This is a genomic window from Streptomyces sp. PL-25, assembly GCF_058344915.1.
This window is the reverse complement of record NZ_CP136997.1, coordinates 146,355-162,673: the sequence shown is the minus strand read 5'-3', so window position 1 is coordinate 162,673 and position 16,319 is coordinate 146,355. Positions and strand designations below refer to the sequence as shown.

The following is a 16,319-nucleotide window of genomic DNA, read 5'->3' as shown; positions in this document are numbered from 1 at the left end:
CCCGACAGCCGGCCGCCGCACCCAGAGGGGTCCCACATGATCAAATTCACCTTGCGGCGCCTGCTCTCAGGGGCCGTCCTCCTGGTGGTCGTCACCTCGGCCTCCTTCTTCCTGGCACACCTGGCCATCGGCGACCCCACCGCCGCCCTCCTCGGCGACAGCGCCACCCCGGTCCAGCGGGCCGCGCTGCGCCATCAGCTCGGCCTGGACCGGCCCCTGCTCGTCCAGTTCTGGGACTGGTTCTCCCACGCGCTGCACGGCGACTTCGGCACCTCCTGGCGCAACTTCCAGCCGGTCTCCGACCAGATCTCCATCCGCGTCCCGGTCACCCTGTCCGTCGTCATCGCCGCCACCGTCCTGGCCGCCCTCATCGGCCTGGCCGTCGGCATCACCACCGGACTGCGCCCCCGCGGCGTCCTCGCCCGCGTCCTCAAGGTCGCCTCCGTCGTGCTGTTCGCCCTCCCGGGCTTCTGGGTCAGCCTCATCCTCGTCCTGACCTTCGCCATCAAACTCCGCTGGTTCCCCGCCGTCGGCTACGTCCCCCTCGCCCACTCCGGCACCGAATGGCTGCGCTCCATCACCCTGCCGTCCATCGCCCTGGCCCTCGGCGCGATCGTGATGATCGCCGAACAACTGCGCAACGGCTTCCTGGAGGTCACCCACCAGGACTTCGTCCGCACCCTCAGGGCCCGCGGCCTGTCCTCGCGGCGCGTCACCCTGCATGTGCTGCGCAACGCCTCGCCCGCCGCGCTCACCGTCCTCGCCGTGATGTTCGTCGGACTGCTCGGCGGCGCCATCGTCGTCGAGATCGTCTTCAACCTCCCGGGCATCGGCAGCCTCACCCAGTCGGCCAGCCAGATCGGCGACATCCCGGTGCTGCTCGGACTGACCGTCGTCACGGTCGTCTTCGTCGTCGTCGTCAACTTCCTGCTCGACCTCGTGCTCGGGTGGGTCAACCCGAAGGTGCGCGAGAAATGACCGAAGCCGCGTTCCCCGCCACACCCGAGCCCGTCCAGGCCAGACAGCGCCTCTGGTCGCGCTATCTGCGCCGCCCCGTCGGCGTCGCCGCGCTCGCCGTCTTCCTCCTCGTCGTCCTCGTGGGCCTGTTCGCGCCGCTGCTCGCCCCGCACGACCCCAACTTCGTCGACTTCAACCTCACCCAGGCCCCGCCCGGCCACGGCCACCTGATGGGCGGCGACTCCGCCGGCCGCGACATCTTCAGCCGGCTCCTGTACGGCGCGCGCACCACGCTGTACGGCGCCGCCGTCGCCTGCCTCGCCGGAGCCCTGCTCGGTGTCCCCGCGGGCGTGGCCGCCGGCTACTTCGGCGGCCCGGCCGACCGGATCTTCTCCTGGGTCAGCGACGCCGCGCAGTCCGTGCCCGGCATGATCGTCCTGCTCATCGTCGCCGCGGGCACCGGCGCCGACTTCACCGTGCTGATGATCACCGTCGGCGCCTTCATGGCACCCGGCTACTACCGCATCTCCCGCTCCAGGGCGCTCGCCGTGCGCAAAGAGCCGTACATCGACGCGGCCCGGGTGGCGGGCCTCACCCACACCCAGATCCTGCGCGCCCACATGCTGCGGGCCGTCTACGCACCCGTCATCATCCAGTCCGCGCTGACCGCCGGCATCGCCATGGGCCTGCAGACCGGCCTCCAGTTCCTCGGCATCGGCACCGCGTCGAACCCCGACTGGGGACAGATGATGAACGACGGGTTCCGCACCATGCTGACCCACCCGCTCATCCTGCTGTGGCCCTCGGCCGCCCTCGGCATCACCATCGCCGCCCTCGCCTTCATGGGCTCCACCCTCGCCGACCTGGTGAACTCGCGCACCGCACCGGCCCCCCGGCGCTCCCGCGCGGCCGCGCCGCCCCGCCAGGAGGGCGGCGCCACCGGCGAGTTGCTGCATTCCGCGGCGGACAGCGCGCTCAGGATCGAGAACCTCCGCGTCACCTACCGCACCCCGCACGGCGACAAGCAGGTCGTGCACGGAGTGAGCCTGGACGTCGCACCCGGCGAAGTGCTCGGCATCGTCGGCGAGTCCGGCTCGGGCAAGTCGCAGACCGTCTTCTCCGCGCTGGACCTGCTCCCGGCCGACGGCACCGCCACCGCCGACGGCATCTGGGTCGGCGGCAGCGAGGCCGGCTCGCTCCCGCGCGCCAAGCGCCACGCCCTGCTCGGCACCCGCATCGGCTACGTGCCCCAGGAGCCGATGAGCAACCTCGACCCCTGCTACACCATCGGCCACCAGCTGACCGAACCCCTGCGCGCGGTGCACGGGCTGTCCAAGGCCGAGGCGGGGGAGCGGGCCCGCGCGATCCTCGAACGCGTCGGCATCACCGACCCCGACCGGGTGCTGGCCTCCTACCCGCACCAGATCTCCGGCGGCATGGCACAGCGCGTCCTCATCGCGGGCGCGGTCTCCGGCAACCCCGGCCTGCTGGTCGCCGACGAACCGACCACCGCGCTGGACGTCACCGTCCAGGCGGAAGTCCTTGAACTCCTCCGCGAGTTGCAGGCCGAGTACGGGATGGCCCTGGTGATCGTCACCCACAACTTCGGTGTGGTCGCCGACATCTGCGACCGTGTCGCCGTCATGAAGGACGGCCGGATCATCGAGACCGGCCCGGTCGAGCAGATCTTCGGCGACCCCGGCGACCCGTACACCGCGGAACTCATCCGCGCCTCGCAGGACGACACCGAGAGCCGCGCCGACCTGGACGCGGCCTGGAACACGGCCGGACGGACGGTGCACTCATGACCACGGACACCCACGGGGACGCGCTGCTCGAAGTGGACGACGTCGTCGTCGACTACCACCGCGGACGCACCACGTTCCGCGCGCTCAAGGGCATCTCCATGAAGATCGGCGCGGGCGAGTGCGTCGGCCTGGTCGGCGAGAGCGGATCGGGCAAGTCGACCCTCGGCAAGGCCATCCTCGGCCTCGCCCCGGTCACCTCCGGCACCATCCGCTTCGACGGCCGCGACATCACCCACGCCAAGGGAGCCGAACGGCGCCGCCTGGCCGCCGACCTCCAGGTCGTCTTCCAGGACCCCTACGGCTCACTGGACCCCACCCTCACCGTCGGCCAGATCCTCGCCGAACCCCTCACCGCGTCCGGCACCGGCCGGGCCGAGGCGCGCAGGGCGGTGGCCGAGATGCTCGACCACGTACGCCTGCCCGCGGACACCGTCACGCGCTACCCCAGCGAGTTCTCCGGCGGCCAGCGCCAGCGCGTCGCCATCGCCCGCGCGCTGGTGCGCCGCCCGCGCCTGATCGTCTGCGACGAACCCGTCAGCGCGCTCGACCTCACCACCCAGGCGGCGGTGATCGACCTCTTCATCGACATCCAGCGCGAGACCGGCGTCTCCTACCTGTTCGTCTCCCACGACCTGGGCGTGGTCCGGCGCATCTGCCACCGGGTCTCGGTCATGTACCAGGGCGAGTGCGTGGAGTCCGGACCCAACGAGACCGTCACCCGCGACCCCGGACACCCCTACACCCGCAGGCTGTTGCTGGCCTCCCCGGTGGCCGACCCGGCCCGGCAGGCCGAGCGCAGGAGAAGCTGGCTCGGGCTGCGAGCGGTGAGCGCCTCACCCGTACCGTAGGCGCGACCATGCCGAAGATCATCGATCATGACCAGCGGCGGCGCGAGATCGTCGCGGTCGCCAGGAAACTCATCGTCCAGGGCGGGTTCGAGGCCGCGACGATGAGAAGCATCGTCGCCGAGGCGGGCTTCGCCAACGGCGCCCTCAAACGCTACTTCCCCAGCAAGGACAGCATCGTCGCGGCCACCTTCGAGAGCGTGCTGGCGGAGATGAACGAACCGATGACAGCAGCCGGTGAACCGGCCCCCGACCCCGAGGAGGCACTGCGCCACGACATCGAGGCGACCCTGCCGCTCGACCGGTACCGCATCGACGGCGCCCGCGTGCTGCTCGCCCTGTGGGAGCACTCGGTGGCCAACGAGGAACTCGCCGAGCTGTACCGTGACCACCTGCGCCGGTGGCGCCGGCTGCTCGCCGCCCGTATCGCCGCGGCACGCGGCCGGGGAGAGCCGCCCGACGACCCGGCCGTGACCGGCCTCGCCGGGGAGGTCATCGGCCTGACCATCGGCGCCAACGTCACCGCCCTGATGTTCCCCGACGGCGCGCTCGTCCCCGAACACCGCGCCCACGTCGACCGGTTGATGCGCGACATCACCGGCGACTGACCCGCGGGGGCGCGGGGCACGCCGTGCCCCGCGCCCCCCGTACGCACCGCCCAGAAAAGGATCGTTCATGAATGTGCGAGGCCAGCTCTACATCGACGGGGAGTGGACGGCCGCCGCGGACGGCGCGGAGTTCACCACCCGCGACCCGGCCACCGGGACGGTCCTGGGCACCTGCGCCCAGGCCGGACAGCCGGAGGTGGACGCCGCCGTCGACGCCGCCGCGCGGGCGCTGACCGACCCCGCGTGGGCCGCGCTCACCGCGGCGGACCGCGCGAGGCTGCTGTGGCGCGTCGCCGAACTCATCGAGCGCGACGCCGAGTTGCTCGCCGAGCTGGAGACCCGCGACCAGGGGCAGCCGCTCCAGGTCGCCCGCGGGGTGAGCGTCGCCGGGGCGGCCGAGCATTTCCGCTACTACGCCGGCTGGGTCACGAAGATCCAGGGCGCGGTCAGCCCGGTCTCCTTCCCCGGCACCCTGCACTTCACCCGCCGCGAACCGGTCGGGGTGTGCGCGCTCATCACCCCCTGGAACTTCCCGCTGATGATCGCGGCGTGGAAGCTGGCCCCCGCGCTGGCCTGCGGCAACACCGTCGTCCTGAAACCGGCCGAACAGACCCCGCTGACCGCCCTGCACCTGGTGCGGCTCTGCGCGGAGGCCGGCCTGCCCCCGGGCACGGTCAGCCTCCTCACCGGCGGCCCCGCCACCGGCCGGGCCCTCGTGGCGCACCCCGGCGTGGACAAGGTCTCCTTCACCGGCTCCACCGAGGTGGGACAGGAGATCGTCCGCGCCTCGGCCGACGACCTGAAACGGGTCACCCTGGAACTGGGCGGCAAGGCACCCAGCATCATCGCCCGCGACGCCGACATCGACGCCGCCGTCCGGGGCAACGTCCAGGGCGCGCTGCTCAACAGCGGCCAGGTCTGCGCCGCCTACTCCCGCTTCTACGTGGACCGCCGCCGCGCCCAGGAGTTCACCGAGAAGCTCGCCGCCGCCGTCGCCGCGCTGCGCCTGGGGCCCGGCATGTCCCCGGACACCCAGCTGGGTCCGCTGGTGACCGAGGAACACCTGCGGCGGGTGGACACCATGGTCAAGGAGGGCGTCGCCGCCGGCGCCGAGGTCGTCACCGGCGGCGAGCGCGCCGACGGCCCCCTGGAGCACGGCAACTTCTACCGGCCCACCGTCTTCGCCTCGGTGCGCGACGACATGGCCGTGGCCCGGCAGGAGGTCTTCGGTCCCGTACTGCCCGTGCTCACCTACGAGGACGACGAGGAACTGGCGGTACGCGCCAACGACACCCGCTACGGCCTGGCCGCCGCGGTGTGGACCCGGGACCTGTCCACCGCCCACCGGCTGGCCGCGGAGGTCCGCGCGGGCGCGGTGTTCGTCAACATGCCCCCGGTCCCGGACCCGGCGGCGCCCTGGGGCGGGTTCCGCTCCAGTGGCTGGGGCCGCGAGATGGGCTCCTACGCGCTGGACGTGTTCACCGAGACGAAGGGTGTGTGGATCCACCATGGCTGACACACCCGCCACCGGAGAGGAAGACCGCATGACCGACCCCACCACCGCGCACGACGGTGTCCGGGCCGCCGTGGAAGCGTATGTCTCGGCGGTGTGCGCCGGGGACCCGCAGGCCGTACGCGAAGCCTTCCGGCCCGAGGCGTACATGTGGGGCTACCTCGGCCCGGAACTGGTCTCCGCCCCGATCGGGGCGTTCTGCCAGGTCGTCGCGGCCGACTCGGGCGAGCGCGCCTGGACCCGGACGTACACGTACGCCGTCCGCTCGATCGAGGTGAGCGGCGAGGTGGCGGTGGCCGTGCTGGAGGAACACGGCTACCAGGGCGAGGACTTCACCAACCACTTCTCCCTGGTCCGCGAGGACGGGCAGTGGCGGATCGCGTCGAAGACGTTCTTCCGCACAGGGAGCCCCGTGACGTGACCCGTCCTCCCGGCACTGTCAGTGGGTGCCTCTAGTCTTTCGCCGTGATCGCGGTACGCCGGGACGGCCCGCGCCGTCCCGGCGCACCGCGGTGATCTCCGGACGGGCGAGAGGCAGGACATCCATGGGCTGGCTGGCGGCGGGCGACGACCACGAGATCACCCTCGCCCGGGGGCGGGTGGTCGCTCGGCCCGTGTCCGGCGCGGCCCCGGCGGCGGGGTCGCGGACCCTGCCGGAGGAGATACGGGACCGGCCCGAGGTGATCGAGCTGCAGCGGTTCGCCGAGTGGCTGGAGCGGCACGCCGCCGACTGCGCGGCGCGGGTCGACACCTGGATGGTGTCCTCGCTGCCGGTGCCCACCGCGCTGCTGGCCCAGGTGTGGCCCGACGAGGCATGGCGGGCGGCGCTGCGCGATCTCGTCGTGACCGGCGAACACCCCGGCGACATCGGTTTCCTGAGGGACGTCGCCCCCTCCGGGCGGCTGCTGCTGGTCGCCCCGGACGGCGGGACGCGCCACCTCTCCGCGCCCGCCGTGACCGTGCCGCACCCGGTCCTGCTCCCCGGCCTGCCCGCCCTGCGCGCACAGGCCACCGCACTCGGCGCCGTCCAGGGCGTGGAGCAACTGCACCGCGCCGTATGGCACAAGCCCGCCGCGACCGACCACGGCACCCGCGCCGTCGAGGAGTTCGCGGGCGCCGAGTACAGCTCCTGGTTCCGTCTCGCCGCCCACGCCACCGCGCTCGGCTACAAGGTCACCGGGACGTACGTCACCGACCGCGTACGCGAGGCGGGACGGGTCGTCACCGCGTCCGTCGCGATCGGCGACCCCTACACCGAGGAGCGTGCCCGGACTGGCGGACTGACCTGGGGCGACCGCCCCGGCACCGCCATGGCGCCGACGGACGTCGGCCCGGTGGCCTGGTCCGAGGGCATGCGCATGGCCGCCGCCCTGCACGCGGGCGGCCGTGTCCCGGCCGAGGACACCGCATGACCGGCGGCCCCCGCACCACGGACCGGGGCGCTCGGCCGGCGACACCTCCGGCGTACACCGCCACGACCGGCACGGCGCACACGACACACGGCACACGGCACACGGCACACGGCACACGGCACACGGCACACGGCACACGGCACACGGCACACGGCACACGGCACACGGCACACGGCACACGGCACACGCACGGAAGGCACACGTCGATGAACGGCTCGGCAACCGCTGACGGACCGCACGCGCGGGCGGAGGAACTGCTGCGCGCCGGTGCGGTACTGCCGCCCGGGACCGACAGCGGCGGCGCCCGCGCCGTCCCGATGCTCACCCAGGCGTACCGGCACCCCGCCCTGGACGACCGGACCGTCGTCCGCCTGGTCGCCGCGGAACCCGGCGAGGACCCCGCCACCGGCTTCCTCGGCCTGGAACCCGTGGGCGAGGCGGCCGAGGTCGGTCTCGGCCGGCCCCGGTCGCTGGGCTTCCCCGAATGGGCGCTGGTCCACCACCCCGCGGACGGCCACCTGGCCATGTCCGTGGCCGAGGAGATGGACCGGATCGCCCGGACCGCGCGGTCCCGGCCGAAGAAGGCGCGCGCGGCCTACGAGGCGATCGGCGCACGGCTCGCCGGAGCGGTACCGCACCTCCTGCCGGTCTTCTACGAGCAGGCGGGCCGGGTGTTCCTGGCCGCCGACGAGACACGGTACGCGTCACTCATGTTCGTCAGCGCCCGCAAGGCCGAGACGGCGTACGCGCTGCCGTTCGACGAGGACCGCATGGACGCGGTCTTCCTGGAGTTCTCCCTGGCCGGAGCCGTACCGGCGACCATGCTCACCGGCTACGCCAGAGGACTGTCCTCCCGCGTCCCGCCGCGGACGGCGTTCCGGCACCTGCGCGGGCTCTTCGTGCGGCTCGCCGAGCACGGCCTCGCACCCTCGGGTCCGGGCGCGAGCGAGCTGCGCAGGCTCGCCAGGCAGGTCGCGGGCGAGGACGCGCTCGACGAGGAGAAGGCCCATCTGCGCGAGATGCTGGTGCGGCCCGGCACCCGGAAGGCACCGCCCGGCTGGTGGAAGACGCACCGCCGTGCCCTGCTCGACCTGACCCGGCACGAGCCCGCCTTCCGCGGCGTCCTGCTGGGACTGATGCCCTCGGAGTGGGAGCGCGAGGAACTGCCGCAGTGGCTGGACCTGCTGGAGCGCACCGGCGCCACCGCCGGCCTGTGCGACACCACGCTGCCCGCCGACGTACGTCCCCCCGACGGCGCGTCCGGATGGGCCCGCAGACTGCTGTCGCTGGTGGGGACGCACCCACCCGCCGAGGTGGCGCCGCTGATCGAGCGCATGGCCGGTGCCCTGCGCGCCGAACTGCGCGACGGCGGCGACCCCTTGCCGGCCGTCCACGACATGAACCTCCTCGACCGGTTGCTGGCCCTGGGCGTACCGGTGGCGGACCCCCCGCCCCGGCACTCCCTGTCCCTCCGGCGGTGGGCCACCGACAGCAACCGGCGCGATCTGCGCGCGCTCGCGGCCGACCCCCGCTTCCGCCGGGCGTTCCGCCGCAGCTGCCCCACCTACCGGCACAAGGACGACCTCCACACCCTCACCACGCTGGCCGGCTCCCCGGGCGGACGCCGGCTGCTCGCCGACTGGGTGGCCGAGGCCGCCCGCGCCTACCTCCCGGTGGAACTGGCCGGGTACTCCGCCCCGTACGCCCACCCGCTCGAACCGGTCGCCTGGCTGCCGGGGGAGATCCTGGCGCTCGCCGAGGAGGAGGTACGGGAGGCCCTGAGCACCGGGACGGCCCCGGCGCTCGCCCGCGCACTGCGCCGCGGGATCATCGACGAACTGGGCTGGCCCGCCTGGGAGGAGGCCGTCGCCGACGCCGCCGCGCAGCACCGGACGGCCGCCGTCCACGTGACCGACGCCTGGCCCCGTCTCGTCGTCCTGGCCGGCACCCGGGCCCGGGTCATCGACGCGCACGGCACGGTGCACACCCACGACCTGCGCCTGCCACCCGAGGTGACCGACCGCGGATCGGTCCGGGGCCTCGGCGCGGTGGGCTGCCGCCATGTCGACGGCGAGCTTCTCGTCTGGTGGGACCCGCCGTTCCCCGCCGAGAAGCGCGGCTACTGGGAGCGCACCGCCCCGGACCCGTTCCCGACCGACCCCGAGGCCCTGTGCTGCGCCCCGATGCGGGACTTCGGCCGGAACATGCCCCCGGTCGCCCTGCCGCTCCGCGGGGGCGGCCTGACCACCGGGACGGGAGTGCTGCGCCCCGGGGACACCACCGTCCCGGCGGCCCTGCCGGTGATCAGCGACGGCACGTCGTACTGGGTGCGCGCCGGCGACTGGCACACGTACGACCCGCTGAGCGGCGCCCGGGGCGGACCGGGCCTGCCCGACTGGTTCGCCGAGGGCCTGCGCGACGCCCCGCCGGGCAGCACCCTGGCCCGGAACAGCAGCCTGCTGCCCGCCCCCTCGGCAGTCCCCGGCCCGCTGTGCGCCCCGGTCGGCGGACTGGTCGGCTGGCGGGTGCTGGAACTGCCCGACGGCTCCCTGCGGGGCGAGGACCTGGCCGGACGGTCGGTCGTCCTCCCGCCGGCACCGTCGCGCAGGACGAACCGGGAACTGTGGCACGCGCTCCAGTTCCCCGGCACGGACCGGCCATGCGCGGTCGTCCTCGACGGCTCTTCCCTGGGCCTGTTCGACGCGGACGGCACCCTGATGGCCGAGTTCCCCGAGCAGACCCCCGTCACCCTGGAACAGGGCCGCGGAGCGGGCTTCTCCGCGGGCACCGCGCTGCTGCCGCCCCTGCGTCACTGGCAGCAGCTCCGGCCGCGCGACCCGCAGGGCTCCGCAGCGCTCCGCCGGATCGGCGAGGACACCGCCGCGGCACTCCTGGCGGCGGCGGTGGCCGAGCCGCCGCAGGACGCGCCGCCGCGGCCGGACGACGCCCCGCGGCCCGAGCAGCCGGGCGCGGACGCCTCCGATCCGGTGTCCGAACCGATCGGCGCCCGCGCGCACGCCTCCGATCCGGTGACCGAGGCGATCGGCGCCCTGCTGCCACAGGTCACCCACGCGGCGCTGCGCGCGGGCATCGCCGGGGTGGTGCGGCTCGCCGCGGGCCATCAGCGCACCATCGACGCGGCGCTCGCCCGGCTCGACACGGCGGCCGGACGCGCCGGCGCGGACACGGTGGCGGTGGCGCACGAGGGAGCGGGCGCGGACACGGCGACGGACGGGAAGCGGACGGCCCCCGAGGGGGACCCGCGAGACAGCCCAGGGGAGGAGGGCCCCGGGCCGGAACAGCCGGCGCGCCCGGTCCCCGGCGACGCCACGCTCGCCGCCGCGCTGGACGGCCTCGGCCTGCTCGGCACCTTCATGGGCCGCGGCGTCTGCTACGACCAGTACCACCACCTCGTCGACGCACTGCGCCTGATCGGCAGCTCGGTGCGGGGTGACGCCGAACCGGCCCCGCCTGGCCGCGCCCACGTCTGCGCGGTCCGCGAGGCGCCCCTGGACCTCCTGAACTGGCGGGGCCTGCCCGCCCTGTCCGCCACGCTGGCACTCCGGGCCGCCGGCGCGGCCACCCGGGAGAGCGACCGCGCCGCACTGGACGCCTACCTCGCCGAGCTGGACGCCCAGCGGCTGTCGGCGCCCGACCCGGGCCACTGGCGCCGGACCCGGCTGCGCCTGGACCCGAGCCTGTTCGAGGGACCCGACGCCCTGCCGCCGGCCACGTCCTCGGCGGCCCTGCTCGACCTGGGGGACGGAGAGTTCCTGCTCTTCCCCGGCGACCGGTACCGGTTCCCCGACCGGCCGGCCCGGTCCGCGACCGACGGCAGGGAGTTCGAGGCGGTCCACCACGACCCCCGGGGCCGGTTCCGCACACCCGCCCCCTACACCCTGGTGCACAGCGAGGCGTTCTCCGGTCCGGTCCGCGCGCCCGGCTGGCTCGCCGCCTTCCGGGCCGAACTGGCCGGGCACGGCCCGGCCCCCTGGCACCCGGAGGCCGCCGGCGAGTTCGCCCGGCGCACCGGAGTCACCCCGGCCATGGCCCGGCTGGTCGTCGCCGGACTGCCCATGATCGACGACGAGCGCGCGCCCGTACCGGCCGGAACGCTGAAGACCCTCGGCGTGCAGGCCGCCGACGCGCGGATCGCCAAGGACATCCTGCGCACCGTCGACGCCGACGCGCGCCGGGCGGTCGTGGCCGCCCTGCTGCCCGCCGAACCGTCCCGGCTGTGGACCGACGGCCCCGACGCGGCAGCGGCGGCGGAGATCTGGAACGAGCGGGTGGGCCGGCGCACACCCCTCGCCGAGGACGTACTGCACGACACGGTCCGCGCCGTGTCCCCGTCGTGGTGGGACCCGTACGAGGCGCTGCACGCGTTTCTGCGCGCCGATGAGGAACCGAGGCTGACCCGGGACCTCACCTGGCGGCTGACCGGCTACAGCGCCCCCACGGCCGAAGGCCCCGGCTTCGACGCGGACACGCTCAAGGGCTCGGTGGCCCTCACCGCCTGGCTCGCCCACCGACTCCCGTCCGGCGACCCGCTGCGGGCCGCGCTCCCCGGCGTCCTGGCCGCGGTCCGCGCCCGCCTGGCCCACCCGGGGCTGCTGATCCGCATGGACCGGTGGAACGGCCTGGACGACTTCCGGCGGATCCTCGGCGAGCCCACGGAGAGAGCCGAGGACTTCGAACGCCACGGCGCGGTCGTCCTGTGCACCGGCACCCTGGACACGGGCAGCGGCCGACCGGTCCATCCCGCGGTCCGGCCCGCGCTCCTGGACGAGAGCGGACGCGATCCCGTACTGCCGCTGCTGTTCCCCGGCGAGGGCCCGACCGCCGAGGAGACGGCCCTGCGCGTCGCCCACGACGAGCGGTTCGCGCACCTGCTCGCCGACCCGGGCGAACCGGCGGCGGGCGAGCGCGACGAGCACGGCCTGTGGTGGCCGCAGAACCCGGCCATGTCCGTGCCCGGCCTGGTCGCCGACGCCGCCGCACGCCACGGTATCGGCGAGGACGCCGCCGTCCTCTACCTGATGCTGCTCGCCCTGCCCGACCCCACCGACCGCAACACCGGCCGCTGGACGGGCTGGGCGAGGCAGCGGGGCGGCACGGCCCGGCTGCGCGCCGCCCGCGCCGAACTCGCCGCGACCGGCCTCGTGGTGCGGGGCACCCGCACCAGAGCGGGACGCTCCCTGTTCCTGCCCGGCGGCTGGCTGGCACTCGCCAAGCCGCACACCCCGCTGGAACGCTGGAAGCTGCCCCTGTACGACCTGCTCCACGACGAGCGGGTCCCCCTGGGCGTCGTCGCGCCCACCCGGCCCGTCGCCGATCTCTACCACGAGGCATGGCGGCGGACCCTGGACGGGGACGCCCCGCGGCTGGAGGAGATCGAGGTGCCGCGCCCGCGTGCCTGACCCGGCGCCGAAATCGTTTGCCGCCGCCCGGCCCGGTCGGATAGGAAGCTCACATGCTGAAGGGCGGCAAGGTCGGGTTGCGGGCCCGGCACGAGGACGACATACCGGTCCTGCGGACGGAGCTGTACGACGACGTGGTCAACGCCTCGCGGTCCGAGGCCGGTCCGTGGCGGCCCGTCACGCCCGGCACCAAGGACCCACGGCTCGTGGTGGACGACACGGAGCAGAAGCACGTCCCGTTCTCCGTGACCGAGCTGGACGGCGGCACCCTGATCGGCACCGCGTCGCTGTGGGGCATCGACACCCACAACCGCACCGCGCACATCGGGCTGGGGCTGCTGCCCGCCGCGCGCGGCAAGGGCTACGGCACCGAAGTGGTCGAGGTGCTGTGCCACTACGGATTCGTCGTGCGCGGTCTGCACCGGCTCCAGATCGAGACCCTCGCGGACAACGACGCGATGCTGCGCGCCGCCGAGCGCAACGGCTTCGTCCGCGAGGGCGTACTGCGCTCCTCGGCATGGGTGATGGGTGAGTTCCTGGACGAGGTGCTGCTCGGGCTCCTCGCCCGGGACTGGCGGCCAGCGCCGCGGCCCGCCGGCCGCTGAGATCCCCGCCCGCTGAGACCCCCTCCCGCCCGGCGCCTGGCCGCTCGGCCGCGCGCCCGCTCGCCATGACAGGCCCGAAGGCCGCGGCACCGGCGCCCCCGTGAGCGATCACGGACCGCCTGCGGTACCCGCGCGGCCGGGTGGGAGGACGGTGCGCACGGACATCCGCCGCAGGACCAACGTGACGGTCACCGGCCCGGCCACCTAGCGGACCATCCCGGACTTCCTGGGGAAGCCGGCCCGCTGGGCGCTTTTGTCGGCGACATGTGCGGCATGGGCCCCGAAGCCGCCGCCCCGACCTGGCTGACCCGCCGCGCCCCGCGCGCCGCCGCCCTGCACGACGCGGCGCCCGCCTCGGCCCTGACCACGCTGGACACCGTGCACTACGAGCGCCGCTCCGCAGACGGAGGCCCCGGTGCCGCACCGTGGTCCTCGGCGTCGTCGAACCCACCTCCGAACCGGGCCACCGCACCGCGCGCCTCACCTCCGGCGGCCACCCCTCGGCCCTCGTCCTGCGGGCCGACGGCCGCGCCGGCCCCTCCGCTCATCCCGGCGGCCTGCTCGCCGCACGTCGGCACGCTCTTGCCGCCGGGGCCGGCATCGGACTGACCGGTGTCCCCTCGCACACCCTGCGCATCCTGACCGTGGCCGCACTCGTCCGGGTCTTCACGATCCGGGTCCGGTGACGGGCGCGGTACCGTCCGGCGCCGCCACCGGGCCGTTCCCGCTCGCCCCGCGCTCCCCGGCCCGCTCCGACACCACCCGGGCGGCCCGGGGCCAGTGCGCCCGCAGCCGGCGCAGATACGACCGTGCCATCGGGCCCGGGGGCACACCCCGGGCGAAGGCCCGCATGTTGCGTTCGCCCGCGTTGTAGCCGAGGGCGAGCAGTTCGTCCCTGCGGTAGCGGCGCGGGTGGCGCCGCGGCAGGGCGCGGTCCAGATCCCCGAGGTGGAGAGCCGCGGTGCGGACGGCGAACGCGGGGTCGTCCCGCAGGTCCTGCCAGCGGCCCGGCAGCGCGTGCGCCCGCCGCACCTTCTCGAACGTCGCCCGGTGCATGTTGGCGACACCGAACGACGCGTCGCGCTTCCACCACTGCCAGAGACGTTCGAGCAGGGGATGGTGCGGCTTGTACGCCTCGTTGTGCAGCACGGCCATCAGCAGCACCGGTGAGATGCCCGCCTGCCGCGCGCTGCGCACCACGGTGGCGGCGTAGTCGGCGGGCTCGTAGCCGCCGGGCCGCAGCGGCGGGGTGGGTACGCCGTCCTCGGGGCCGGGCCCCGCCCCCTGCTCCCGCGCCGCTCGCGGTCCCTCGCTCATCCTGTGCCGTCCTTCCTCGTCCCGGCCGCCGCGGCGACCGCCGTGTGCAGGAGCACGTGCCCCCGCCCCACGGCCTCAATCCGCCGGCTGCCGCCGGGCGGACGGTCGGGCGACGGTCAGCGGGTGAAGGTGAACCAGTTGACGTTGACGAACTCGACGGTGCTCTCCGCGAACGTCAGATAGACGTCGTGGACGCCGGTCACGGCGCGGGTGACGTTGGCCGGGACGGTGCGCCAGCTCTGCCAGCCGCCCGTGTCGCCGAGGTCGATCTCGGCGATCTGCGGCCCGGTGGCGCTGTCCACCCGCACCCGGATCGCGCCGCTGACACCGGCGCCCACCCCGGAGGCGACCCGGGCGAGGAACTGCGCCGGGGCGGCCGAACCGAAGTCCAGCGACGCGTACTTCAGCCAGTCCCCGGCGGCGAGATACCCCACGTCGCGGCCGCCGCCGGTGTCGGCGCAGGTCTCCGTCTGCGTGCCGCTCTGCGCGCTGTAGTCCTCCGCCTGGACGGTGGAGTAGGCGCTCGTCCCGCCTCCGCCCGGCGGGGTCGTCCCGCCACCGCCCGGTCCGAGGGTGACCGTCCAGGAGGCGGGCGCCGGGTCCTGGAGGTGCCCGTCGACCGGGGCGGAGCCGGTGGGACCGACGTCGTCGTACGGGAAGGCGTAGCCGATGCTCGCGTACCGGTGCACCAGCCGGGCGTAGTGGTTGGTGACCGACTCCGTGTAGTACTGGGCGGGGGTGACCCCGCTGGGCTGCGACGCGCCGCCGGAGACCAGCAGGCTGGAGCGGTTGAGGGCGGCGGCGAGGCGGGCGGCGACGGCGGAGCGCGCGTCGGCTCCCGAGTTGTACAGCGGGCCGCTCGCGCAGCCGAAGATGTCGGCGGCGGAGGGCCTGGTGAAGGGCACCCCGTTGGTGTTGAGCCCGGCGAAGGTGAGCACGTCACCGCTGACGGTCCCGGAGTACGCGCCGATCGAGCCCTGGCCGTCCACGGTGAGGGTGTGGGTGCGGTAGTAGTCCCACACCCGGTCCAGGTACGGCCGCCAGTACGCGCCGAAGTCCACCGGCGCGTGGGAGGGCGCCAGCACGCGCAGGACCGTGCCCGCCGAGTCGGTCGCCACCAGCTGGTCCCAGGGCGCGCCGTCCGCCGCGTGCTGGTCCCGCAGCCCGGAGGCGATCGAGGCCAGGGCACCCGAGGGCAGCGCGGGCACCGACTGGTTCCCGGCGGCCCCGGTGGTGGCCATCGAGACGGGCAGGGCGACCATGTCGACGTAGCTGATGTTGGCGTACAGGTTGGCCGAGTTGTAGGTGAACTCGCAGAACGTCCAGCTGGTGGTCCAGTTGGGGTCGGTGCTGGTGAAGCCGGGCTGCACCAGGCCGGGCACGCCGCCGTTGCCTCCCGGCGGGTTGACGAAGAACTGGATCTTCCGGCCGGTCGAGAACCAGACCCGGCCGCCGATCACGTAGTCGCGCAGCGTCAGCCGGGTCGGTGCCGACCCCGAAGCGCCCAGCGGGATGGCGTAGTCGGGTATCGGGGTCAGGACCGAGGACGGGCTCGGCAGCCGGTGGAAGACGCCGTCCGCGGTGACGAAGCCGGGCCAGCCGGAGGTGTCGGCACCGGAGATGTAGGCGTAGACCGGCGCGGAGCCGCCCGAGTTGTTGGCGAGCGCGACGGGGAGCGCCGCGGCGAGGGCGCGCGGGGCGGAGCGGGCCGCGGCGGTGCCGGCGGCCGTCAGGGGGAGGGCGGCCGCGGTGGCCGCTGCGGTGGCGAGAAGGGCACGGCGGGAGAGCACAACGGCCTCCGGGGTGGGTGTGGGGGTGGTCGCCTCAAGGAGAC

The 16,319-nt window shown here is 74.6% G+C and carries 12 protein-coding genes and 1 pseudogene; 11 read left to right on the top strand and 2 right to left on the bottom strand.

Annotated elements, in window-relative coordinates:
• Positions 1 to 36: 36 nt before the first annotated feature.
• The 11 genes and pseudogenes from R4Z62_RS00690 to R4Z62_RS00640 all read left to right on the top strand — a co-directional run bounded on the left by R4Z62_RS00690 (position 37) and on the right by R4Z62_RS00640 (position 13,854).
• Complete coding sequence (locus R4Z62_RS00690) at positions 37 to 978, top strand: ABC transporter permease (protein WP_064530903.1); 942 nt, start codon at positions 37 to 39, stop codon at positions 976 to 978.
• A complete protein-coding gene (locus R4Z62_RS00685; RefSeq protein ID WP_385503231.1) occupies positions 975 to 2,765 on the top strand; it encodes a dipeptide/oligopeptide/nickel ABC transporter permease/ATP-binding protein in 1,791 nt (596 codons plus the stop codon). The genes R4Z62_RS00690 and R4Z62_RS00685 overlap by 4 nt, the downstream gene beginning before the upstream one ends.
• Positions 2,762 to 3,613, top strand: a complete 852-nt coding sequence (locus R4Z62_RS00680) for an ATP-binding cassette domain-containing protein (protein WP_355480458.1) — start codon at positions 2,762 to 2,764, stop codon at positions 3,611 to 3,613. Before R4Z62_RS00685 ends, R4Z62_RS00680 begins: the two co-directional genes overlap by 4 nt.
• A gap of 8 nt (positions 3,614 to 3,621) precedes the next feature.
• Positions 3,622 to 4,218: a TetR/AcrR family transcriptional regulator gene (locus R4Z62_RS00675; protein ID WP_491518815.1), complete on the top strand. Its 597-nt coding sequence runs from the start codon at positions 3,622 to 3,624 to the stop codon at positions 4,216 to 4,218.
• A 67-nt stretch (positions 4,219 to 4,285) separates the two neighbouring features.
• The gene (locus tag R4Z62_RS00670; RefSeq protein ID WP_491518814.1) at positions 4,286 to 5,734 is read left to right on the top strand and encodes an aldehyde dehydrogenase family protein; all 1,449 of its coding nucleotides are present in this window, start codon (positions 4,286 to 4,288) and stop codon (positions 5,732 to 5,734) included.
• 28 nt (positions 5,735 to 5,762) lie between these two features.
• A complete protein-coding gene (locus R4Z62_RS00665) occupies positions 5,763 to 6,152 on the top strand; it encodes a nuclear transport factor 2 family protein (RefSeq protein ID WP_064530898.1) in 390 nt (129 codons plus the stop codon).
• A 124-nt stretch (positions 6,153 to 6,276) separates the two neighbouring features.
• Complete coding sequence (locus R4Z62_RS00660; RefSeq protein WP_491518813.1) at positions 6,277 to 7,143, top strand: DUF4132 domain-containing protein; 867 nt, start codon at positions 6,277 to 6,279, stop codon at positions 7,141 to 7,143.
• Between the two features lie 206 nt (positions 7,144 to 7,349).
• Positions 7,350 to 12,563, top strand: coding sequence for a DNA-binding protein (locus tag R4Z62_RS00655; RefSeq protein WP_491518812.1), 5,214 nt, complete (start codon positions 7,350 to 7,352; stop codon positions 12,561 to 12,563).
• A 53-nt stretch (positions 12,564 to 12,616) separates the two neighbouring features.
• Positions 12,617 to 13,168, top strand: coding sequence for a GNAT family N-acetyltransferase (locus R4Z62_RS00650; protein ID WP_064530895.1), 552 nt, complete (start codon positions 12,617 to 12,619; stop codon positions 13,166 to 13,168).
• A gap of 243 nt (positions 13,169 to 13,411) precedes the next feature.
• Positions 13,412 to 13,552, top strand: a pseudogene (locus R4Z62_RS00645) (SpoIIE family protein phosphatase); the annotation flags it as partial.
• A 41-nt stretch (positions 13,553 to 13,593) separates the two neighbouring features.
• Entirely contained in the window at positions 13,594 to 13,854 is a 261-nt protein-coding gene (locus tag R4Z62_RS00640) for an anti-anti-sigma factor (RefSeq protein WP_491518811.1), read from the top strand.
• Here R4Z62_RS00640 and R4Z62_RS00635 read toward each other — a convergent pair.
• Complete coding sequence (locus R4Z62_RS00635) at positions 13,835 to 14,485, bottom strand: hypothetical protein (RefSeq protein ID WP_064530893.1); 651 nt, start codon at positions 14,483 to 14,485, stop codon at positions 13,835 to 13,837. The two genes, R4Z62_RS00640 and R4Z62_RS00635, sit on opposite strands and share 20 nt — an antisense overlap.
• Positions 14,486 to 14,601: 116 nt before the next feature.
• A complete protein-coding gene (locus tag R4Z62_RS00630) occupies positions 14,602 to 16,275 on the bottom strand; it encodes a beta-1,3-glucanase family protein (RefSeq protein ID WP_491518810.1) in 1,674 nt (557 codons plus the stop codon).
• Positions 16,276 to 16,319: the final 44 nt, after the last annotated feature.